At 33.8% G+C, this 25,248-nt stretch carries 6 protein-coding genes; all 6 read left to right on the forward strand.

The features are described 5' to 3' along the window. A partial coding sequence (locus Q4Q35_RS19500; protein WP_303279708.1) for a fibronectin type III domain-containing protein occupies positions 1-640 on the forward strand: 640 nt, incomplete at its 5' end. A gap of 50 nt (positions 641-690) precedes the next feature. Then, positions 691-6,942 (forward strand): thrombospondin type 3 repeat-containing protein, encoded by a 6,252-nt coding sequence (locus Q4Q35_RS19505; RefSeq protein ID WP_303279709.1) that lies wholly within the window; start codon positions 691-693, stop codon positions 6,940-6,942. 18 nt (positions 6,943-6,960) lie between these two features. Then, positions 6,961-12,909: a leucine-rich repeat domain-containing protein gene (locus Q4Q35_RS19510; RefSeq protein ID WP_303279710.1), complete on the forward strand. Its 5,949-nt coding sequence runs from the start codon at positions 6,961-6,963 to the stop codon at positions 12,907-12,909. Between the two features lies 1 nt (position 12,910). After that, positions 12,911-13,642, forward strand: coding sequence for a LolA3 family protein (locus tag Q4Q35_RS19515; RefSeq protein WP_303279711.1), 732 nt, complete (start codon positions 12,911-12,913; stop codon positions 13,640-13,642). A gap of 88 nt (positions 13,643-13,730) precedes the next feature. Then, the gene (locus tag Q4Q35_RS19520; protein ID WP_303279712.1) at positions 13,731-24,149 is read left to right on the forward strand and encodes a GH-E family nuclease; all 10,419 of its coding nucleotides are present in this window, start codon (positions 13,731-13,733) and stop codon (positions 24,147-24,149) included. Positions 24,150-24,175: 26 nt separating this feature from the next. Then, positions 24,176-24,658 carry an ankyrin repeat domain-containing protein gene (locus tag Q4Q35_RS19525; protein WP_303279713.1) on the forward strand — a complete coding sequence of 161 codons (483 nt, stop codon included), beginning with the start codon at positions 24,176-24,178 and terminating at the stop codon, positions 24,656-24,658. Positions 24,659-25,248 lie beyond the last annotated feature (590 nt).

The following is a 25,248-nucleotide window of genomic DNA, read 5'->3' on the forward strand; positions in this document are numbered from 1 at the left end:
CGACACTACAGTAGATTTAAGTTGGTTAGGAGCAACCGACAATATAGGAGTTACTGGTTATAACATATATATAGATGGAGTTTTAGAAACCACCTTAGGAAATGTTTCGAGTTATCAAGTTACCGGATTAACAGCAGCCACATCTTATGATTTTAGAGTAACAGCTTTAGATGCATCAAGTAATGAAAGTGTTGTGGTAAGTAGTAATACAGTAACAGTTATCACAGATTTGGCTTCAAGTGGAGGAGGTTCAGGAAATTGGATTTTAAACAATCAAGACGTGTATTACAATGTAGGTAATGTGGGGATTGGTACGGATACACCAGATGAAAAACTGGCTGTAAACGGGAATATTCACACCAAAGAAATACGGGTAGATTTAAGCAATTGGCCAGACTATGTATTCACAAAAGATTACAACCTACCTACACTAGCTCAAATAGAAGAACATATACAAGAAAAGGGGCATTTACCCAATATCCCATCAGCAAAAGACGTCCAAGCAAACGGAGTCCATTTAGGAGAGATGAATGCTAAACTTCTCGAAAAAATTGAAGAGTTAATACTATATACTTTACAACAACAAAAAGAACTAGAAGCACAAAAAGAGCGAATAAAAGTTCTAGAAAGTAAAAACTAGATTAATTAGAAAAAAATAAAAAAGTAATTACCAAAAAATAAATCATAGTTATGATTCATACGATAAGAACCAGTAAATTCTCAAAAGTTATTGCAAGTTACTTAGCTATTCAGCTTATGCTAACAACGGTACAGCCATCGCAACTGTTTGCATTAACAAGTGGCCCTTCACAACCAGAGTTTAATGCCTTTACACCTATTGGTACCTCAGATATGGTAAATCTCTCAACGGGAGATTTTAATTATAACATCCCAATTATGGATGTAGGTGGGTATCCATTAAACTTAGCGTATGACTCTGGTGTTACTATGGATCAGGAAGCTTCTTGGGTAGGTTTGGGTTGGAACTTAAACGTAGGTCAAATAAACAGACAAGTACGCGGTATTCCGGATGATTTTAAAGGAGATGAAATGACCTATAAAAAAAACCTAAAACCTAATGTGACTGTCGGTATTAGTGCTCAGGTAGACGGACAAATTTTTGGATTTGAATTTGAAGATGGTGTAAAAGTACCTAAAGCTGGTCCTTCCGTTTCTGTTGGTATGGGTATAAATTATAATAATTATACAGGAGTAAGTTTTAAACCTTCATATGGTTTAGCCTTTGATTTGGGTGATTATGTAAATGTAGGTGTAAATGTACAAACCTCTGCTATAGAAGGTGCTACAATATCACCAAAAATTGGAGCAAAGGCTAAGATTGGAGAGATTAAAGGAAGAAATGTAACTGGTAGTCTAAATGCTGGAATCTCCTATAATTCGAATAAAGGTTTAAGCTCCTTTGGTCTTTCAGCATCAAAATCAATAGCTTTTAACAAGGGAGTGAAAGAGAAATCTGGAATATCGTATTTAAAAGCAGATTCACATGGTTTAGGTGGTACATCTGGAAATATATCATTTTCAAATTTTACACTTACGCCCAGAAAGCGTACAGCTTTTATTGATTTTAATAGTACATTTTCCTTTTCAACAGGGATAGATATATGGGGTGGTGATGGTGAAATAGAAATATCTGCAACCGCGGCAGTTCAAAAAATAAAGGATGCAATTAAAAAAGAAAAAGCCTATGGTTATGAGTTTTCAGGACAGGCTACTAAACATGATGTATTAGATTATAATAGAGAAAATGATAGAACTATTAGTCGAAATATGCTTTCCTTACCATATACTAATTATACATATGATTTATATAGCGTAAACGGACAGGGTATAAGTGGTATGTTTCGACCGCATCGTAGTCAGATAGGTCAAGTCTATGATGAGTATGTAAAAGATGAAAGTAAGTCGTTTAGTTTAGGAATTGAAGCTGAAGGAGGTACTGGATGGCATTATGGGGGTAATTTTGTTGCAGCACCTTCTAAAAGTTATACAGGAGTATGGCAAACGAGAGCATCCAATACATTTAAGAATGAGAATGAAAGTACACTTTCATCTACCAATTTAGATTATGAACCTGTGTATTTTAAATATGTAGGTGAAAATAAAGTGGATAATGAGCGCTCTCTTTTTACAGAGCAGTTAAAAGGGGATCATGCTATGGCTCTTAAAATTGGAGGAACAGGTTTTTATAAATATGCTAATAATGAATTTAAAGTTAAACGCTATCAAGGAAATACCAATATACCTCAATATTCAAATGAATTGTTCTCAGATAATACGTCATTTTCTGGTCAGTTTAAAAGAACAACACGAGACGTACGAAACCAATCTATTCAAAAAATTTCAGTTGCGGAACTGAAAAATTTTTATGAAGGTAGTTATGCATATGAGCGTATTAATAAGCATGCGAAAGAACATCATACTGCAGAAATAAGAATGTTAAAGCCAGATGGATCTACCTATGTATTTGGAGAAACAGCTTATAATATAGAAAAACAAGAAGTCACTTTTGCAACCGAGTCTAATAACTACGATTGTGCAACAGGAGTAGTAACTTATGAAGAAGGAGAAAACTCTACAGGAAATAATGCGGGTATAGATCATTTTTATGACAATGTGATCACTCCTGAATATGCACATACCTATTTATTATCATCAGTTTTATCATCAGATTATGAAGATAGAACGGGTAATGGTCCAACGAATGATGATTTGGGAGCCTATACATTATTTGATTATGTAATACCAGCAGGGGAAGACAACCCGTTTCAATGGCGTATTCCTTATGGTAACATGCAAGCGTCTTATAATGCAGGATTAAATAGTAACAGAGCAGATCAAAAAGGAAGCTACATTTATGGAAAAAAGGAAGTTAAGTATATAAGAAAAATAGAAACTAAAACCCATGTGGCTGTCTTTAATATTTCACCTCGTAAAGATGGTCGTGGCGTTGCTAATGAAAACGGTTTAGAACCAGGGAGCGATACACAGCAATTATATAAGATAAATACCATAAAATTATATTCTAAGCCTGAGTATGACACTTATAAAGATGAACTCGAAAATAATGACCCTTCAGATGATCCTAGTATAGAAGAATTATCACCAATAAAAACAGCACATTTTATTTACGATTACAGTTTATGTAAACATATAGATAATAATCTTGGGGGAGCACCTGATGAATATGAATTAAGTAATGATTTAGGAAAACTAACGCTTAAGAGTGTTTATTTTACCTATAGAAACTCTAAAATGGGTAAGCATACGCCTTATATATTTAATTATGAAAAAGAGTTTGTAATTAATGAAGGGACTGTAGATGAAGAGATTATAGATAATAACCCAGATTACAGCTTAAAAGCCTTTGATATTTGGGGGAATTATAAGCCAAATGACTTAGGAGGATGCAATACTCAAGACCCTATAACAACATCTGAATATCCATTTGTAGATCAGGAAAGTAAAGAAATTCAAGATGTGTATGCAGCGGCATGGTCTCTTACATCTATAGAATTACCATCTGGAGGATCCATAAACATGACTTATGAAAGTGATGATTATCAGTATGTACAAGATAGACATGCCCAAAAAATGTTTAAAGTAGCTGGTGCGGGATTAAGTAATATATCCAGTGACCCTAAGAGTAATCAGTACCTTTATGTAGGGCCATACGAAGCTAAATATTTATATGTAGAATTACCTAATGAAACAGACACCACTTTTGATTTTAAGGAAAAATATCTAAAAAATATTGATGATAAACCTGTTTACTTCCGCTTTCTAATGAATATGACGAAAAAGGGAGCTAGAAACACTTCAAGTCGTGATTATGATTATGTTACTGGCTATTTTGAAATGGATGAAGAAGTTAATATTTTTCAGTCTAGTAGTGATAATTTAATTTATGCCGCTGTTCCAATGAAATGGACTCCTATGGAGGGAAGTCTTAACGGTAATAACGATAAAAACCCAATTACAAAAGCAGGCTTATATTTCGGGAGAACTTATTTAAACGGTATTGTTTATGGACTTAATCAAGATCATAGGTCTGAAAACGTTGTAACCATTGCAAAAAAACTGGTAGCAAGTATTGGGGCAATTGGGCAAATCTTTACAGGCCCTAATGAAAAGCTTAGAAGTAATGCACACTTGTGTGCTCAACGTTTTATCCCTGAAAAATCATGGATACGATTAACTAACCCAAAGCTTTATAAACTTGGTGGAGGTTCCAGAATAAAAAAGCTAGAAATGAATGACCATTGGAATGAAATGGCGACCAGTGGGACCTCACAAAACTATGGACAAACTTACGATTACACTTTAAAAAATCAGAGTTCAAGTGGGGTAGCTACTTTTGAACCTAATGACAGTGCAGAAAATCCGTTTGTGGAACCGTTTTATGATAAAGGGTCGAGGTTAATAGCTCCTAGGGAAGTAAGTTATGTTGAAAAACCTTTTGGAAAAGCTTTTTTTCCACATTCAAAAGTTACTTACAGTCGCGTAACTGTTAAAAACTTGGATAGGACAGATATCACTAGACACGCCACAGGTAGTGTGGTTTCTGAGTTTTACACTACCAAAGATTTTCCTACTAAAGTAGACTATACTGATATTGATACACATTACCAGAGTAACCAAAATAATGTGTTAGAGCAAATTATAGGGGGGCTATTTGGCTTTCCTGTTAATGTAAAAAATGAATTTACCTTATCGCAAGGTTATGTCGTGCATACTAATGATATGGATGGGAGAATGCGAATGCAAAAGGTCTTTCAAGAAGGTATAGATGATTATATATCTTCAGTGGAATATATATATAGTAAAAAAGAAGGTAACGATAATATTTTAAATAATAAATTACCAGTGGTGGATAAATGGGGGGCTGTTGATGAAAAGGAAATTGCAGTAGATTATGATCTCATTACCGATTTTAGAGAGGCCTATTCTAAATCTGAGACAAAAGGGGGTAATGTAAATGTGGTAGCGATACCTTTTACTCTTTTTGTACTAATTATTCCGACGGCTTTTCCTGTTTTAACAAAGAATGAAAACATAGCCCATAGCATCATCACAACAAAAACGGTACATACTACTGCTATATTAAAAGAAAAAATAGCAATGGATTTAGGAGCAACAGTATCTACTGTTAATGAAGCCTGGGACGCAGAAACTGGACAAGTTATTTTAACCAAGACTATAAACGAGTTTGATGACACCTATTACAATTTCAACTTTCCTGCTTATTGGGCTTATGGTAATATGGGGCAAGCTTCTAAAAATCTTGGAATAAAAGGAATGTTGTCTTACTCAGGAGACTATTTTACATTACCTGATGCAAATTCGTATTTAACTCTGGGCGACGAAATTATGGCAACTTACGGTGGTATAACTAAGCGACTATGGGTTGTTGAGTTTAACGAAAGTAATGGTGTATTGCTAATGGATAGAGATGGTCGTGTAGTTAATAGGTCTGAAGCCTTACAAATAGGTGAAGATATTAATTTTAAGATTATACGTTCAGGATATCGTAACCAACAAATGGGGAATATGGCATCTATTACCATGATGAAAAACCCTATTCAAGATACATCAGGAAATTATGTGGCAAGTATAGATACAGATAGTTTTTTATTAGATGATTCTACATCTACGGCTAATAATTTGCGAATTATAAACGCAAGTGCTGTAGGGTATAACGATTTTTGGAATTGCCAGTGTGAAAACGAATTACCTTTTATACCAAATGTAAATGTAACTTCAGATGTTTTAGCCGAATTACCGTTAGAAGCATATCAATTTAATCCTTATATCTATAACGTAAACGGAGAATGGCGAGCAGAAAAATCATATGCCTACTTAACAGAGCGAACAGATATAAAATTAGGAGGAACCAGCGTTAAAAAGAATACAAGAAAAGAAGGGTATTTTAAAGATTTTATTCCTTTTTATGCTTACGACTCAATAAAGGAAGAGTGGAGTGTAAATACAAATGCTATTAATATAGAGGACGAAAATGCAGAAAACATTAGTCCTTGGACTTTTGCCAGCGAAGTAACGCAATACAGCCCATTTGGAGCTGAGTTAGAAAACAAAGATGCATTAGATAGATACTCGTCAGCTCAATACGGTTATAATTACACATTACCAACTGCTGTGGCGTCCAATAGTAAATATCGCTCCATGGCGGTAGATAACTTTGAAGACTACAGTTTTTTTAATACCACCGAAGGTCATTTTAATTTTATAGAAGATGTTGTTAATGATGGGGATGGAGGCATTGCCATAAGTACAGATCAATCGCATACTGGACATAGTAGCTTACAAGTACCTGGTACAGATATGGCTACCAAAGAGGTGGAACTCTTGGGTATTGCTGCAGATGACGATTTTGATGGTGATGGCAGGCCTAACAATGAAGATAATTGCCCTTACACATATAACCCGAATCAAGGAGATTATGATAAAGATGAAATAGGTGATGTTTGTGATGATGAGGCAATCCCAAAAATATCCAACCTGATTAAAACTGAAAGATTAAATTATGGTTGTAGCAAGCAAATGGCCTTTACTATAGATGGAACACCTTATGGAAAAGGATATCTTAAGTTTATTGTTAATGAAAGGCCAAGAGGAGGTTTTGTTATATACTTAAATGGAGATAAAATAGGGGACGATGGAGCAGATAATCCTGATGGTAAAGAAGTCGAAATAAATTTCGATGCTAGCGGTAAATATTTTGGACAATTTGAATTATACGGACAAAGAAAAAGCAAAAGTTACTTGAAAACTGCTATAGAACTTCAAGATAGTTTTCATAACTCTATAACTAAAATGTTTTTAACACTTACGGTTTATAAAAGCAGTGGATGCCATGGAGTATCCTACGATGCTAATAAGTTATTTAATTCTGATGTTAATTAAGTTATAAAAGTCATTTCTATGAAGTCAATATTTAGCAATAAAATCCGATTATATATCATGAAAAAAACATATTATCATATAATTTTATTAGTATCATTTTTACTGTTTAGTATATCTAATAGTTTTGGACAATGTGCCTCAGATGTACCAACGACAGAACGTGATGCTTTAATAGCATTATATAATGCTACCAATGGAGCTAATTGGACAAACAATACTAACTGGGACACCACGGCATGTGTAAGTGATTGGTATGGGGTGACGGTTGTGAATAATACTGTTATTGAGATATACCTTTCTAATAATCAATTATCCGGTGATATACCAGTAGAAATAGGAAACTTAACTAACCTTACCGATTTAATATTAGAACGAAATCAATTAACAGGTAATATCCCTGCAGCGATAGGAAACTTAACTAACCTTACCGATTTAATATTAGAACGAAATCAATTATCAGGTAATATTCCAATTGAGATAGGAAATTTATCAAATCTAACAGTTTTAAATCTAAACTTTAATCAATTAACGAATATACCTGCAGAAATAGGAAACTTAATTAATCTTACTGAATTAAATTTAGGAATAAATCAATTAGCAGGTAATATTCCAACAGAGATAGGGAACTTAACTAATCTTACTGAATTAAATTTAGGAACAAATCAATTAACAGGTAATATTCCAATTGAGATAGGAAACTTAACTAACCTTACCGATTTACTATTAGAACAAAATCAATTAACAGGTAATATCCCTGCAGCGATAGGAAACTTAACTAACCTTACCGATTTAATATTAGAACGAAATCAATTATCAGGTAATATTCCAATTGAGATAGGAAATTTATCAAATCTAACAGGTTTATATCTAAACATTAATCAACTAACGGGTAATATCCCAGCGGAGATAGGAAGCTTAACTAACCTTATTAATTTATCTATACCAAATAATCAATTAACGGGTAATATACCCGCAGAGATGGGAAACTTAACTAATCTTACAAATTTAACTTTGTCAAGTAATCAATTAACAGGTAATATCCCAACTGAGATAGGAGACCTAACTTTATTAAAAAAACTAAAATTAGGATCTAATAATTTATACGGTAATATACCTTCTTCTTTAACTTCGTTGACAGCTTTATTAGATTTTGACATTAAGGCTAATGCTTTCGTTTTTAGAGATTTTGAAAGTGATTATAATACTTATAATAATCTAGCATACTTTAAATACAATCTCCAAGCTAAAGTAGGTCAAGTTGAAACACCCACAGCTTTAGAAGGTAATAGTTATACATTCACTACCAGTTTAAGCAGCCCTAATAATAGTTACCAATGGTATAAAGACGGTGTAGCTATTACAGGTGCAATCAGTAAAGATTACACTATAAACTCAGTAGCTTTGGCAGATGCTGGCGTATATCATGTATTAGCAACCAATAGTATTGTTACAGGGCTTACTTTAGAACGTAATACTATTACTTTGGCTGTAACAGCAGGTACCTGCAGCGTGTCTACAGCAGAACGTGATGCTTTAATGGCTTTGTATAATGCTACGGATGGAGCTAACTGGACCAATACATTAGCCAATAATCAACCTTGGGATATTAATACGCCAGTTTGTGATTGGTATGGAGTGACTGTAGTTAATGGGAGTGTTACCCAATTAAGGCTACCTAATAATCAGCTGGTAGGAACTATTCCGACTGAATTAGGAAATCTATCTGACCTTGAGTTTTTGCATTTATCTACAAATCAGTTAACAGGTAGTATTCCTATAAGTTTAGGTGGTCTTATTAAGTTAAAGACCTTATGGTGTGATGAAAATAATTTATCTGGAACTATACCTTCAGAACTAGGAAATTTATCTAATCTTGAAAATTTATCTTTACTTAGTAATCAATTGACAGGAGCAATACCTTCTAGTTTAGGTAGTTTGTCATTATTACTTCATTTTTATTTAAGCTCAAATCAATTAGCCGGGGAGATTCCAACAGAATTAAGTACATTATCAAACCTTATTACTTTTGACTTTCAATCTAATGCTTTTATTTTTAGTGATTTTGAAACAGAACATCCTACTTACACTAATATAACAACATATAATTACGCCCCTCAAGCCAAAGTAGACCAGATTGAAACACCAACAGTTACAGAAGGCTCAAGTTATACATTCACAACTAGTCTAAGCAGCTCTAATAATAGTTACCAATGGTATAAAGACGGTGTTGCCATTACAGGTGCAACGAGCAAAGATTATACGATAAATTCATTAACCTTAACAGATGCTGGCGTATACCATGTTATAGCAACAAATAGTATTGTTACAGGACTCACTTTAGAACGCAATACAGTAACTCTCTCGGTAACATCAAATACCTGTAGTGTGCCTACATCCGAACGTGATGCTTTAATGGCTTTATATAATGCTACGGATGGGTCAAACTGGGCAAACACTCTGATAAATTACCAACCCTGGAGCATAAATATCCCGGTTTGTGATTGGTATGGTGTAGTTGTAACCAATGGTGTTATTACAGGCGTACACCTAACGAATAATCAATTAGTGGGAAGCATTCCAATAAATATAGGAGATTTATCTAATCTTACAGAATTATATTTAGATAACAATCAATTAAACAGTACCATTCCATCTCAATTAGGGAATTTATCCAATCTTACAAGATTATTACTTAGGAATAATCAATTAACGGGTTCTATACCATCACAACTGGGAAGTTTATCCAATCTTATTGTTTTAGATTTAGGCGCAAATGGATTAGAAGGAAATATCCCTGTTCAACTAGGAAACCTAACTAACCTTGGAGGTCTTAATTTAGGTTTAAACAATTTAGAAGGAGATATCCCCCCAGAGCTTGGTACTTTACTTAATTTAGAGCAATTATATCTATTAGGAAACGAGTTAACAGGAAGTATACCTACTAGTTTTGAAAATTTATCAAATTTAGAGAGGTTATGGATTTCGTATAATAAATTAACTGGTGATATTCCTTCTGGATTTATAAACTTATCATTATTAAACGAGTTTGCGTTTAGAGAAAATGCTTTTGTTTTTAGTGATTTTGAAATAGAACATCCTACTTACACTAATATAGGAACATATAATTACGCTCCTCAAGCCAAAGTAGACCAAGAAGAAACCATAAATGTTACCGAAGGAAACCCATTCACTTTAACTACAAGTTTAACGAGTCCGAATAATCACTATCAATGGGAATTTAGTAATGATGGAGGGGCTACTTTTAATCCCATAGGAACAGATTTAAACACCTATAGTGTTAATTCTGCAACGACATCAAATGCTGGTATTTATAGATTCTTTGCTACTAATGATGTAGTTACGGGGTTAACTTTAGAGCGTCATACCATTACCGTGAATGTAAATCCAGACTCCCCAACGAACCCTACTTACTGTAGTGAAAAAGTATCAGCAGAACTAGCGCTTAAAAACTTACTCAACCATTTAATAAACGAAGTTAAAGCAGGTACGGTAATCCCGGCATTTTATAACCCCACAGAAATGCAAGCTTTGGCACCTTATATTAATTGTGAAAACCCAGCTATTTATAATTTTCAATATTTATCAGGCGAGGGAGGTGCTTGGTTAACATTTTCTTATGGAGCAAATTGTTGTCAGCAGAACATATATTTATATTGGACTGTATGTAAGGATACTGTTGGTGTTGGTGGTCAAGATATAATAGATGGATTAGCTCCTATTTTAGGAATATCTGTTAATGAGTCTAGAACTTTCCAACTCAAATACGATTTTACTATTAATTGTTCAGCCACATATTATTCTGATAGTAGGGGGCACCTTCCTAGTGAAGAAGCAATGAGTTGTTTAAGCATCAATTATGATGGTACTTGTAACCCTAATGCTTTCTGCTATAGTCAATTGGAAGACTATCCTACAGTAGCAGATTTAACACCCTGGGGAAGTGATATTATTTGGTATAGTGCCGAGACCGGAGGGCAGCAATACAGTAATACAGATGACCTTATAGATGAAGCAGCAATATCAGGTGGGGTAACCTATTGGTGGGACGATACTACTGATAGTATTGTAACACGTACTGCTGCAAATGTAGAGGTTTTTATAGATATAGAAGGGGATCATGAACAATTATTTAGTAAGTATGCGCCAGCCCCAACACTTGCAGATATTGATGTCGTAAATAGTGGAGCCCCTATATATTGGTATGAAAATGATTCCAGTACTGCAGTATTAAATATAGATACACCTTTAGAAGATGGACAGACCTATTACGCCTCGTCTTGTAACAGTGGCGGTAATAGCTGTTTTTGCCGATTTCCTGTAACAATAACCATAGGTGTAATTCCCCCTAAAGGAGATTCGGTACAGTATTTATGTGAACAGTCTACTTTAGATGATATTGTTTTGGAAATTGAAAATATAAATGGGATGTCCGTTTTATGGTATGATGGTAATGGAAATCCTTTGGCAGTTAATACCCCGGTAGTCGATGGTACAACTTATTATGTTGCTCAGATAGACGGAAATAATGAAGAAAGTGCTGATCGTTTAGCCATATTGGTGCATATTAAATCTACAGATGATCCGATCATTACACAAACAAACCAAACATTTTATGCTACAGATCCACCTCCAAAAGTAAAGGATCTGAAAGCAAAGGGTATAGAGATCCTTTGGTATAGCCAATCTACAGGAGGACTTGCATACGACCCAGAATTTAATTTAGTTAATGAGACTACTTACTATGCAGAACAGGTATTTGACGGATGTGCCAGTATAAGCCGTATAGCAGTTACTGTTAATATTGAAGCAGAGCCAGCACAACCGCTCCTAGGATGTGAATTGTTTAGGCCAGAGTTTTTAAAGCATTATGTCGTTGATGCATGGGTAAATGAGCGGGAAGTTACTACAGAAGAAACTTCTGAAGTTCTTTTTAACGGAAGTAAAGAAAGCGAGTTGTTTGTAGCACTCTTAAATCATTTAAAAAATAGATTAATGAGTGGAAATGAAAAATTAGTAAATATTCCAGAAGTGTACGAGCCAGAGTTTACAGGGGAAGAAGAGCAATTAGATTTGGCACCTTTAATGGCATACGTAGAAGGAGTGGCTGTTAGTGAGAAAAAATTCATTGTATATGATTTTAAAACTATAAATGATGATTATGGAAGAGCTATAGGTTTTTCTTTTTATTTAAATGAAGCTAAGACTTCAGGAACACAATTCATATATAGGACACCAACCTTTACATATACAATTCCTAAAGAAGCAACAGAAATAGGAACGGGAGTTACACTTGAGACTAAAGAAGAGCATTATCCATTATTAGATAATATAACCACATCACCGGATGAGTACCTAAGGTTCACAGATGTTAAAGTTACTGCTTTGGGTGTGTTTGAAATGTATGCCAATTTTCATCAGACCAGTGATCCAATTTTGGAAGAAAGTCAGAAAAGTACATTCTCAGATCCAAATGTTATGAAATCAGAATCTACATACTATAAGTACAAGGAGGTGCCTTACCAAGCCATACCTACTTACACAAAGGCCAATATAGAAATTAGTTTTGTTACTGAGGATAATGAAGCTATTGGAGACCCATTAGTATTTAATACGGATGGAGACATCATAGATAAATGGCAAAAAATAACAGGGGATTTTACAGTGCCAAACGGTGCTGGTAAAATGATTATTTCTTTAAAGAATGGTGATGATAACAAAGTCGCATATTTCGATGATTTGAGAATCTATCCTTATGAAGGAAATATGAAATCTTTTGTGTACCATCCTGAAAATCAAAGATTAATGTCGGAGTTGGATGAGAATAATTATGCAACATTTTATGAATATGACCCAGAGGGAGGCTTAATACGTGTTAAGAAAGAAACTGTAAAAGGTATTTATACAATTCAAGAAACAAGATCTGGTAATATTAAAGCAACAAATTAAAATGCAAAGAAAAATTAAATATCAGCTATTAATATTAGCACTGTTTTTAGGAAATATAGCATTAAGCTACACCCAAGAAATTACAGCATTAAATACTTTCAATAAAATAGAGTCTTATTATAAAACGGTAGACGTTTTAGACATAGAAATGGAGTATAAGATGTTTAGAGGCTATACAGGAACTAACCTTACAGAGTCTTATAAAGGTACTATGTATAGGAAAGAAGGAGTTACTAGGATTGAAATATTAGGTTCAGAAATCATTGATTTACCAGATGCGAAACTTATAGTAAATAAAGAAGCAAAAACAATAGCTTACAATAAAAAGTCTTTTGAAAAAACTCAAAATTCGCCAGTAGATATTTCAATGTTTTTAAAGTTCTATAAAGAAGCTTCAACAAAAATTAGTGGGCATATTATTATACATGAAATGGTGTTAAAAGAAGGCATTCAAATATCTATACCATACCGTAAAATAATTATTCATGTTAATAAAAATAATTACCAAATAGAAAAGCAGGAGTTATATCTGTCTACAAAAGTTCCATTTGTAGACAAAAATGGTAAAGAAGTATCCGATTTAGCACGTATGGAGATCAAATTCAGAAAGAATCCGAACCCTTTAAAAAAGGTTCCAGAGCTTAAAGATTATGTCCGTATAGATTCTAATAAGAAAGTACATCTTTCTCAAAACTATATGGCATATAAAATAATTGATCAAACAAATTCATAAAGGGTGTAATTAACTATAGCGGTTAAGTTGATATCAACAAAAGTGTTATAGGTGGATAATATCCTACTTATAAAATAAAAATAAACAGATGAAAGATATGTTTACAAAAGTTAAAACATCGCTAAGTATTAAAGTTGCAGTATTTCTTTTCTTTGGCTTTTACTTTGCCCAGGCCCAAGATTTTAAAGATACTTTTACTGGGGCAGAAATAACCGGGGCATTAACAACAAATAGTTCAAGTGCTTTAGCAGAATCTACAGATGTAAATCCGTATACGTATTTATCTTTAAGTATTAAAGAAGATACAGCGCCTTTTACTGCATATAAGTTTTCAATAACTTTAGAAGTTACACCAATACTTTCAGATGGTACGCCAGATACTAGTAGTCAAGAAATAACTTTAGAAGTAGAAAATAACTTAGCGGCTGGAATTGGTAATGTTGTAGACTTCACACAATATATCATTAATGATCGTTATGGAGTGAATGTATTAGTGTTGTCAAATACGTTTGAAGATATAGAAACAGATACAGTTACTAATGATGCTCCAGTTCCAGATAATATAGTATTAGAGGTTGGGTTTAATACCAAGCGTTATTTTGAATTACCAGAAGCGGCACCGGCAATACAAGCTCATACAGTAAATAGTGATAATGAACTAGAAATTAATTGGACGGTGGTGACAGGGGCTAGGTTTTATGACGTAGAATGGACTTGGATCGATAATTATAATGAGGATATTACAACCCCTTTAGGAAGTACAGAAATATCACTATCTGTTAAAGATTTTGAACGTAATAATACACGTATACAAACCAATCAAACAACTTTTACCATTCCTTTAGTATATAGCAGAGGCTTCATTATCTATAGAGTAAGAGCCGTAGGTAATTTTAGTGCTGCCATAGATCCTTCTTTATCTAAAAATAAATATAGTGAATGGAGCATTACACCAACAAAACCAGTCGGTGCAGATGATAGTTGGAAAGCAAAAATCTCTGATTGGGCAGATGCAGATAAAAATGTTTTAGAAATAGATGGTCTAAAGGAACATGCTGCTAATAAAAACTGGCAGTTTCAGGCCTCTTATGCAGAAGAGGGGAAGAAAAAAGAAGTAGTAAGTTATTTTGATGGATCACTTAGAAACAGGCAAACCGTTACGACCATTAATACAGATGAAAATGCTATAGTAGGAGAAGTTATATACGATGCTCAGGGACGTCCGGCGGTAGAAGTTTTACCCGTACCAACTAATGAGAATAAGCTACAGTATTACGATAATTTTAATAGATCAACAGACCCGGCTAGAACAAGTCAGTCTTATAGTTATTTAGATTTCGATGAAGACACTCAAAATATAATAGATACTGAATCTGATGATAAAAAGATGAATGTTTCCAGTGGAGCAAGTAGTTATTATTCGGACGACAGTTCTAATACTCTTGTAAGTGACTATAAAAACCGAATACCAAATGCGCTAGAATACCCTTTCTCTCAAATAGAGTACACACCAGATAATACAGGTAGAATTCGTAGAAAAAGTGGCGTAGGTAAAACACATCAATTAGGTTCTGGACATGACATGGAATATTATTATGGGTTTCCAGAACAAATAGAATTAAATCGTCTTTTTGGTTATTCTGTTGGTAACGCATCACACTATAAAAAGAATATGGTGTTAGATCCCAACAGGCAATTAAGTATAAGTTATATTGACCCACAAGGAAGAACTATTGCAACAGCACTTACAGGAGCAAGTGCATTTAACTTAGAAGGATTAGATAATGAAGACGGAAACGCCGAAGATATATTTGGTAATAAATTACATGATAGGCTTACTGCAGATTTATTAAACAAAATAATAAGTGATGCAACAGATACACCAGAAGATAATAATCAAATAGGAACATCTGGTAATTTTGGAGCTTTGCAAGATCAATTGTCTTTCAATGCCTCTAAAATGGTTGTTTTTAATGATTCCAGAATTTTTAATTATAGCATTAATGTTCCAACTTTTTCCTACGGTTGCCCAGACCCAAACAATACAAGTGGCTTTACTAAAAATTACCCCTTAACATATAATTTAAATATTGATGTTTTAGATGGAGATGGAAAAAGTTTGTTCCCAGAAGATAGTGGAACAGGAGCCCCTAAACCTTACCAAGGTACTATTTCACTTGATGGTACTAATACCATTACATTAACATCAGAAGAGCTACCACCTATACCGGTTGAAAGAGGCTCATATACCATAATAAAAAATTTAGAAGTAGATAAAATAGCTGTCGAAACGCATGCAGATGATTATATAAGACGTTTACAAGACCCCAGTGATGCTTGTTATGTCGCTATAGAGGATATTACACCAGCATTAGACCCTATTATTCTTGAAGGTTGTGAATTTACTTGTGAAGCGTGTGAAAGCGCACTTATAGGAACATATAGTACAACAGAGGAAGCCAGGCAGGCTTATGTAAATGAGCAAATTAGTAATAATCAAGCCCAGTATGATTTACTTTCTGAAGATGAAAAAAATGAATTTGTCCTATCCATAGAAGCGCAATGGAACGAAGCTTTAGATACCTGTAGAGCTACATGTGCAGATGTGGCTAACCCTACAGTTTCTACACCAAATATTATTTCTTGCCAAACAGCATTAGATCAATTACTGCAAGATATGAGTCCTTTGGGGCAATATGGCAACGGATCAGAAGGAGCCGAAACTATCTTAAATATTTTTGACGAAAACAATAAATTAATTAGTACCAGAATAAATCCAAATGCAGATGAACCATTGTATTACAGTTGGAAGAACCCTTGGCATGCAGATTATGATGCTTCAGTTTCTAAAACAGAAGGGCATTATTATAATGAAAATGGCACAATAAGTTATATTAAAGTAAAAGAAATAGTAACCATTGAAGGTGAAGGTGAAGAAGCAGTAGAAATTATTACTTACGAACCAACAATTAACGAAGGAACTCCTTTAACAGCTGTAGATAGTTCTAGCGATGAATATTGGGTAGAACCACAATATTTAACAAATAGTTCAGATTTTACAGATGATGATATATGGCAAGACAGTTGGTCTTACTCATTATTAAGTTACCATCCGGAATATGACTATTTGTTATATAGTAATGCGGTATGCGAATTGCAAAAAAATGATTTTAGTTCTGATGGTTTTGATGCGTACTTACAGTCTTTAAACACATATGACAAAGCCATTAACGGAGGAGTTACAGGGACAGGTTTTTTAAATACGGTGTTAGATTTATACAATGCCGATCCTTATTTTTCAAGCGCATTACCAGCTCCATTCGATCCTACTTCTCATAATTTACTTAATGTGCGAAAAGATATTATGGAAGAAGCACTTCAAACTAATTTTGATGGATCTGGAAAATCATTAATAGCTTCAACCTATGCAAGGTATATTTGTACGAGTATAACCGAATGTGTTGTTCCTAATAATAGTGCCATACTTAGTGAAATAAATTCACTAAGTGACTTAACCACCCAACAAAAAGATGAATTCTGGAATGCCTATAAAGCCAATTATTTAAGCTTAAAACAGCGAATGCAATCGGTGTTTATGAATGCCTATGCACAAAAAAATGGTATTTATAATGGATGTATTGGCCTGTCTGAAGCTCCAGTAGATTTAATAGCCAACATCTCTACTTATAATCATAGTGTAGCTGTTACTTTTGAAGGTTATATGGCTGGGGTTGATCCAGCTGATGGTATATGTAGTGATGCCTTTGCAGATAATTATATAACTAAGCAAAAACGTTTTTTACCAAGCGATATGTATTTTAATGCAGGTGCAGATCCAGAAGATGTACTTGCAGATGTTGCAGAACAGGTAAATTACCAGTATTATGTTGATACAGGTATATGCCCATTGTCCAGAGATTTGGTGTTATATTTAGATGGTTATTTTAGGGATAGTAATGTATCTGGAAACACTGCAACAGATTCCAACAGGGAGTATAATGCACTATATTTATCATCTACACTGTTTGAAGAATTTGGAGGTGCATTTCCAGCTCCTGCGTCCTCAGTATCTACAACAGGAACTATAGGGGCAACTAACGAAGAACTTGTTTTAAGTATTAACAGTGGTGGTAATCTAGAAAACTCAGATATCACTATTAACTTACCAGGATATAACTGGACAAATTATGGTACTGGATTTACTATTATAAGTGTTAGTACCAATGTCATAACAAGTTCATATGATGATACAACTAAATTGTTTTCATATAAGGCTTTAGCTAAATTAGATATTAATGGTGATAATAAAGAAGTGGTCATTACAGGAACCACTAAAGCACGTATTACTTGTAGTACAACAAATCCATTGAGCGAAGGCCAGTATCTTGGAGATGGCAATACCTATGATGAAACAGGAGCTTGTAATAAAGAAAGTTACTTTAGTAAAGCGATGCTAGCTTTAATGAAGCGCTTACTGGCTACAAACGAAATAAACGATTCAAGCGTTGATATTTCTAATTTAGAAGCCTATACTAATAGTTATTTACCAGAATATTTTGAAGGTGGCACTACCATAACATGGAATTATTCTGGAGCTAACACATATGTTCTTAATATAGATGGGATAGACCGTTTTAGTATGAGTCTAGATACCCCACTTCCCAATAACAGTTTTGGTTTAAAAATCACAAATATCCATTTTGATTATGTGTATAGTACAAATCAAAGTAATGTTATTGCCCAAAATGTAAAGGTAAATTGGTTAGCGTCTTATAATCAAAGGCAAAGTGCTATAGGTACGGTGCAAGCTACAGAGGAAACATTACTTAATTTTTTATGTTGTGATGATGTTAATAATTATAAAGAATTTTCTGATAGTTATACTTATGTTTATAATGGTAAAAAATTTTCTACATCAAATCAGGCTGTTGGGCACACTTGGAGTGCAGATGGTAATATACTTTATATTAGTTTTCATAATAGTACGGGTAGACAATATTTATGTTCAACTCCATATGACGTATCAACAGCTAATTTAAATGGTTCTTCAAGCATTTTTGGTCAAGGAGAAGGTATTCACATAACTTCTTCAGGGAATTTTATGATACACAAATTTCATGATATACAAGGAGAAATAATATTGTATGAATTTTCTGTACCTCACGATATATCAACAATGACAGAGGTTAGTCGTGTTAATTTACCTGGAATAGTGCATGACGTAGATGTATTTATGACTGATAATGGTTTAAATATGTATTTGTTTAAAACAGAAGGACTTACGAGGTATTCATTATCAGCTCCATTCGACCTTAGTAATCCTACACAGGAAGAAACACTTACAACAGGAGCAGGCCGTAGTTTTACTTTTTCAAAAGATTTAAAAAAACTGTTAATTCTTTATGGATCTGGTAACCCTATACTTAAAACATACTTACTTACAACACCAGGGGATTTAAGTACTGCATATTTAGATAATGAACAGCCATTCGATGCATTAATAGAAGGGAGTACTTATAATTTTCCGAGAATTAGGATTTCGCCAGACAATAACTACTTAACAGTTAGTACATATGGTGGTGCTTACCCGATTTATACTTTTGAAAAATCTAATATAAATCAATATCAATCAGAGGAACTTATAAATAAATTCAAACCAGCCTTCATTTTACGTAAGATGGTTACAGATACAAGTGGAGCGCATAAATTTTATTATAAAAATATAGAGTTTATACCAAAGGGCTTTAAGGCCACCATTGATGAACTCATTGATTTGGAAATTGATATTAATTTTAGTAACTATTCAGAAAACCCAGAAGATTATAATAGTGCAGAAATAATATTAAACGGAAAGTCGTATAAACTGTCTACTAACGATATAATTTTTAATCCTTATGAAGGAGAACAGGTAGGCTATCGACGTCCTCCAACAAACAGGTTTTCGTGGGATTATACGAGTGCTAATGATTGGGGTGCTACTTTTGATATTTTTAACTTTGCTTACAATATTAACGGTGTACAGCGAACTTATAATTTTAATGAAGGCAGTGGTACAGCTCAATCTACTGATGGTATTGGAGTAATAACTCTAGATAATAATAGTTGGATTACTGACCCTTCCTTAGGCTCAGGATTAAGATTTAATACGTCTTTAGAAGCGGCATGGAACGATTTTATTCCATTCATTCATGAACAAGGTGTTAATTTGAATTTTAAAGCTAGTTTAAAAATTCAAGACGTACTTCCTGTTAGTACAGGAAATGGTTATGGATTTATTTCTCAAATTGATTATGAAGATCCTCTTAACCCAGAAAATTTATACCAACTTGAAATTTATGTAACAACTGGCGACGATGTTATACCAGACCATATATTAAATTGTAGTGACAGTAATAAAGAATGTATCGCCCAACCCGTTACCCCAGTAAGCTGTTCAGACAAATACCTCACATACATAAGTATTTTAAATAACTTGGGAATAGATACGGTTACAGAAGGAGAAGGTAGATCCCCACAATATTATACCGAAGAAGAATTTTGTGACAAACAGTTGGCATACATAACAGACGACTATGAGCATTATATAAACACACTGGTATTATCTGAAACAGATCCAGAAGTCGTTACAGAACCAACATTATCAATACACTATATAACCATTGCAAATTTTGGAGCTACAGAATTTGGTTATGGGTATGATGAAGACCCCAATGACAATGTTATTGGTATGCAAGGTATTGTTGATCTTTATGCAACAGATGTGGCAAATGCTTCTAATACTGATGCTATTAAAAGCTGGGTAAAATTCACTTCAGATCATTTATATGCTCTAACAACAGAAGGAACTATTTGTATAAGCCTTCCTGGACCATTACCAATAACAACAGAAGATTATACTATTGATTTGCCAGAAGACTCGCCTTGTGAGCAGCTTACAAAAGCTATACATAGTAGTTATAGTAATGATGCTTATGCTAACTTTTTAAAACGAGAACGCGAAGCATTTATAAACGAATACCTTAAACATGCTATAGGAGAAGTTGATGAAGACTTTACTATGGATTATTTTGATAAGGAATATCAATATACACTTTACTACTACGATCAGTCAGGGAATTTAATACAAACAGTACCGCCAGAAGGAGTAAATAGGTTCTCAAAACAACAATTAGAGGCAGTGGTTGATGGAAGTACTTTGCATGAAAGAATTAACCAGTATAGAAAAGATAACCCTGAAGAAGAAAATTCAGAGTTATTGCCACCACATGATTATAAAACACAGTATGCCTATAATTCATTAAACCAATTAGTATGGCAATTTACCCCAGATGGAGGTGAGACACGCTTTGCTTATGATGCTTTGGGGCGTATTGTAGCCTCACAAAATAAAAAACAATTAGATAACAATACCTTTAGTTATACTGTTTATGACAAGTTAGGACGTATTACAGAAGCAGGAGAGCTGGAACCAAAGGAAGTCATAGCTATTAATCAAACCGAAGGAAAATTAGAAGATAATTTAGGCAATCTAGTGTTTACCGATGGTTTTTCAGATGATCCGGACAAAATTTTATTTCCTAAAAACATATCCGATAAGCAAAATGAAGTAACCCGAACAAAATATTCCAAATACCTTAGTAACCCAAACACTGTTTTTAAAACGTTAGATGCACATAATATATTTGCTAATTCTAGAAATAGAGTCACCGAGATCTATTATTTTGATGACGTAACAACCCAAACAGCAGATATAGATTTTAATAATGCCATATATTACAATTATGATATACATGGTAATGTTAAAGAACTTGTACACCATAATAGATTACTGGCAAAATCATCTATGTATTATTCAGGACTTAAACGTGTTGAGTATGAGTACGATTTAATTAGCGGGAATGTTAATAAGGTATATTATCAAAAAGATGCACCAGATCAATTTATACACCAGTATACGTATGATGCCGATAATAGAATTACCAATGTACAAACATCATCCGATGGTATTATTTGGGAAACAGATGCGTCGTATAATTACTACAAACATGGTCCTTTGGCAAGAACAGAACTTGGAGACAAAAAAGTACAAGGACAAGATTATGCGTATGCCATACAAGGTTGGTTAAAAGGTGTAAACTCAGATGAATTAGATCCAGCTAATGATTTAGGAGGTGATGGTGATACAGGTTCAAATATAGCAAAAGATGCCTATGGATTTGCATTAACCTATAACGATGAAGATTATCAATCTATAGGTACCATAAATGCCTTTATAAACAGTAGTGCAAGCGGACCAAACAATACAAGTGATTTGTATAATGGTAATATTAGGCTCATGTCTACAGGAGTAATGAATACAGAAGAAGTATCATTAGGTTCTCAAATCAATCATTATACATACGATCAGTTAAACCGTATTAAGTCTATGAGAGGGTTCAATACGAGTAATAATCCTAATTATAGCAGTGATTATAGCTACGATAGAAATGGAAACCTGAACTCCTTAAAAAGATCAACCATTAACGATGCAAATCAAGTTGTTCAAATGGATGAGTTGAGTTATAAATATAATAATACCAAAGAAAACCCTTTAACTGGTGAGACCTCAAAAAACAACCAATTAAACTATGTAACCGATGCCGTTGGTGATGCAGGTTTTAATGATTTAGATACACAGCCCGTTAATAATTATGAGTACGACGAAATAGGGCAATTAGTATCAGATAACAGTGAGAATATTACTAATATCGATTGGCGTGTAGACGGTAAAGTGGCAAGTATTACCAAAACTGGGGGAATCGAAATACATTTTGAATACGATGGATTAGGGAACCGAATAGCTAAAACCGTTTTACCGGAAAATAAAACAACTATCTATACTCGTGATGCACAGGGTAATGTACTAGCGGTTTATGAAACTAATGAAACAGATGTCACTAATATTTCTGAAAATAAAGAAGTTACACTCAAAGAGCATCATATATATGGAAGTTCTAGATTGGGAATAGAACAAAAAAGTATTCCAATACCCGAAGATGGTGAAACGATTATAGTACAGGATAATATTGTTTTAACAACAGGCAATATAATTACAACGGAGTCTTTACTGGCAGAAAACAATATAGATGTAGCAGGTAATGCAAATGTTTATACAGTAGCCAATACAGGTGATTTAACATTAAAAGCAGGTGAACGGATTATATTAAAACATGGGTTTTCTACAAACCTTGGCGCTAAGTTTAAAGCAAAAATTGAAGATGTATCTGCAACATTACCAGCGGGTGTTTTTGCTCGAACAGTTGGAGACAAGTGCTATGAGCTAAGCAACCACTTAGGCAACGTACTAAGTGTTGTAAGTGATCGAAAATTGGTGGCAGACCCACTTAATTTTACTAACTTTACTGCGGACGTTCTTACATATAATGATTACTATCCATTTGGTCAATTACTACCTAATAGGCATGGCTCAAGCGACTCTTACCGTTATGGGTTTAATGGTAAAGAAAAAGATGATGAAGTAAAAGGCGAAGGTGCGCAATACGATTATGGATTTAGGATATATGACCCTAGATTAGGTAAGTTTTTAAGTACAGACCCTTTGTTTAAGGGGTACCCTCACTATACTCCATATCAGTTTGCAGGTAATACTCCAATTCAAGCAATGGATTTAGATGGATTAGAAGAGTATTATTACTGGAATGAATTGAAAAAGGAAACTTCAAAAATTCAACTTGAATTAGTTCCTATACCTTATAATCCACCAGATGTTTCTGCTTTTGGTTTTTATCAATCAAGAGAGGATGCAGAAAAATGGGGACGTCTTCCTTATTTGAAAAAGGAAAGAGAGCAACAGATAGAGCAACATAATAGAGCAGTTGAAGCATATAATAATTATGTAAGGAACTCGAATCCAGTTTGGTGGTTAGCTACACAAGCTAACCCATTGGCAGGAACATATTATGCTATAAAAGATTATTCTGAAGGAGAGTATTTTTGGGGTACCGTTGAAGGAATTTTTGTTGCTCTAGAAGTAGCACCATTTTTAAGAGGAACAAAAGCTTTTAAGAATCTTAATTTTTCAAAATCAATTAATAGACTTCCTCTCGAAGATTTTGCTGAACATGCGGTTAGAGAATTTGGAAATGTAGTTGAACGGATTTATAAATCGAGGAATAGACCATCTTTTAGAAAAGGAAAGAAAGGAGAAATGGGAGTTGTTGAACAAGTTTGGGAAAATGCACCCAGAGATGCTAATGGAAATGTAATAGATATAAATACGGGAGAGATTTTGACTTGGGATAAATCAAAATCTAGATTTGGTCAATGGGATATGGGACATAAACCCGGGAAAGAATGGCATAAACTTAGACAAGATTACATCGATGGAAAAGTAACTTGGCAAGAGGTCTTAGATGAGTATAATAATCCTCGAAATTATGTTCCAGAGAATCCATCGTCAAATAGAAGCGGGGCGCATGAGGGGTCACCTAGACCAGAAAGAGAGTAGAACTAGTTAAATTAATAAATTAAAATATGGAGATATTTAGTATTATTCGAAATGAAAAAAATGAAAAAAAAATAATTCATTATATAGAGGAAAACAATGTTAACATTGATGTCACTGATGAGGATAATTATAATATGCTAATGATGGCTATTTCTCAAGAGTTATTTGAATTATCGAAGTATTTGATATCAAATAATATAAATTTAAATCATCAAAACTATAAAGGAATGTCGGCATTACATATATTGGCTTTTTATTACAATGAAGAAGTTTTGTTAGCAATTTTAAATCGAGATATTGATTTGTCTCTTGTTGATGATTATGGTAATAACGCATTATGGACAACTATAATGAATGACAAAGGGTTTGGGACTAGATTAAAAATGATAGAACTACTTCTTAAAAAAGGAATAGATAAAAATCAACTAAATAATGTAGACAAGAGCCCATTATTTATAGCTAGAACTTTAAATTACCCTAAAATAGTTGAGCTATTAGAAGCAGGTTAAAATTTAAAATAATAACATTAATGATACAAAACGGGTATAATTTTTATGCTCGTTTTTTTATGCGGTGAATTTTTAAGGTTTGACCAATTGGTCTAAGGTTAAATAATATATTTACAAGTGTATTCCCCCTGATGGTGCTAGTTTACCGTAACGGCTACCCCCAAATGGTGCTAGTATGCCAAAGTAATGGCTACCGCTAGCATTTGCTAGTGGCGGTTCGAGTAAGAAATAAAAAAAATAATATAGAAAAGCTTTTACAGAGATGTAAAGGCTTTTTTGTCAAGAATAAGCCAATCGAGCTTTAGTATCTCTAATCATGGCATCCCCCGCTAGTCCTCGTATGCGCTAGCGCTTCGTCTATGACGAGTGCCGTATCTGAGTAAGCAAGAGAGCAACAGAATAAAAAGAAAGCTTTTGCAGAAATGTAGAGGCCCCCGCTAGCGCTCGTTCAATGTCATAAAGTTAAGCCCTCATCATATGCTATCTTTTTGATTTTTAGATATTTTAGGTTTGATTCGAGAGCGGTATTTTCCTGAATTTCGTTCAAAAGAGCGATTAGGTCTTATGGGTATTTGGTTTTCTTTAAATAA

The sequence above is a fragment of the Flavivirga aquimarina genome, assembly GCF_030540835.1.
Lineage (GTDB): Bacteria > Bacteroidota > Bacteroidia > Flavobacteriales > Flavobacteriaceae > Flavivirga > Flavivirga aquimarina.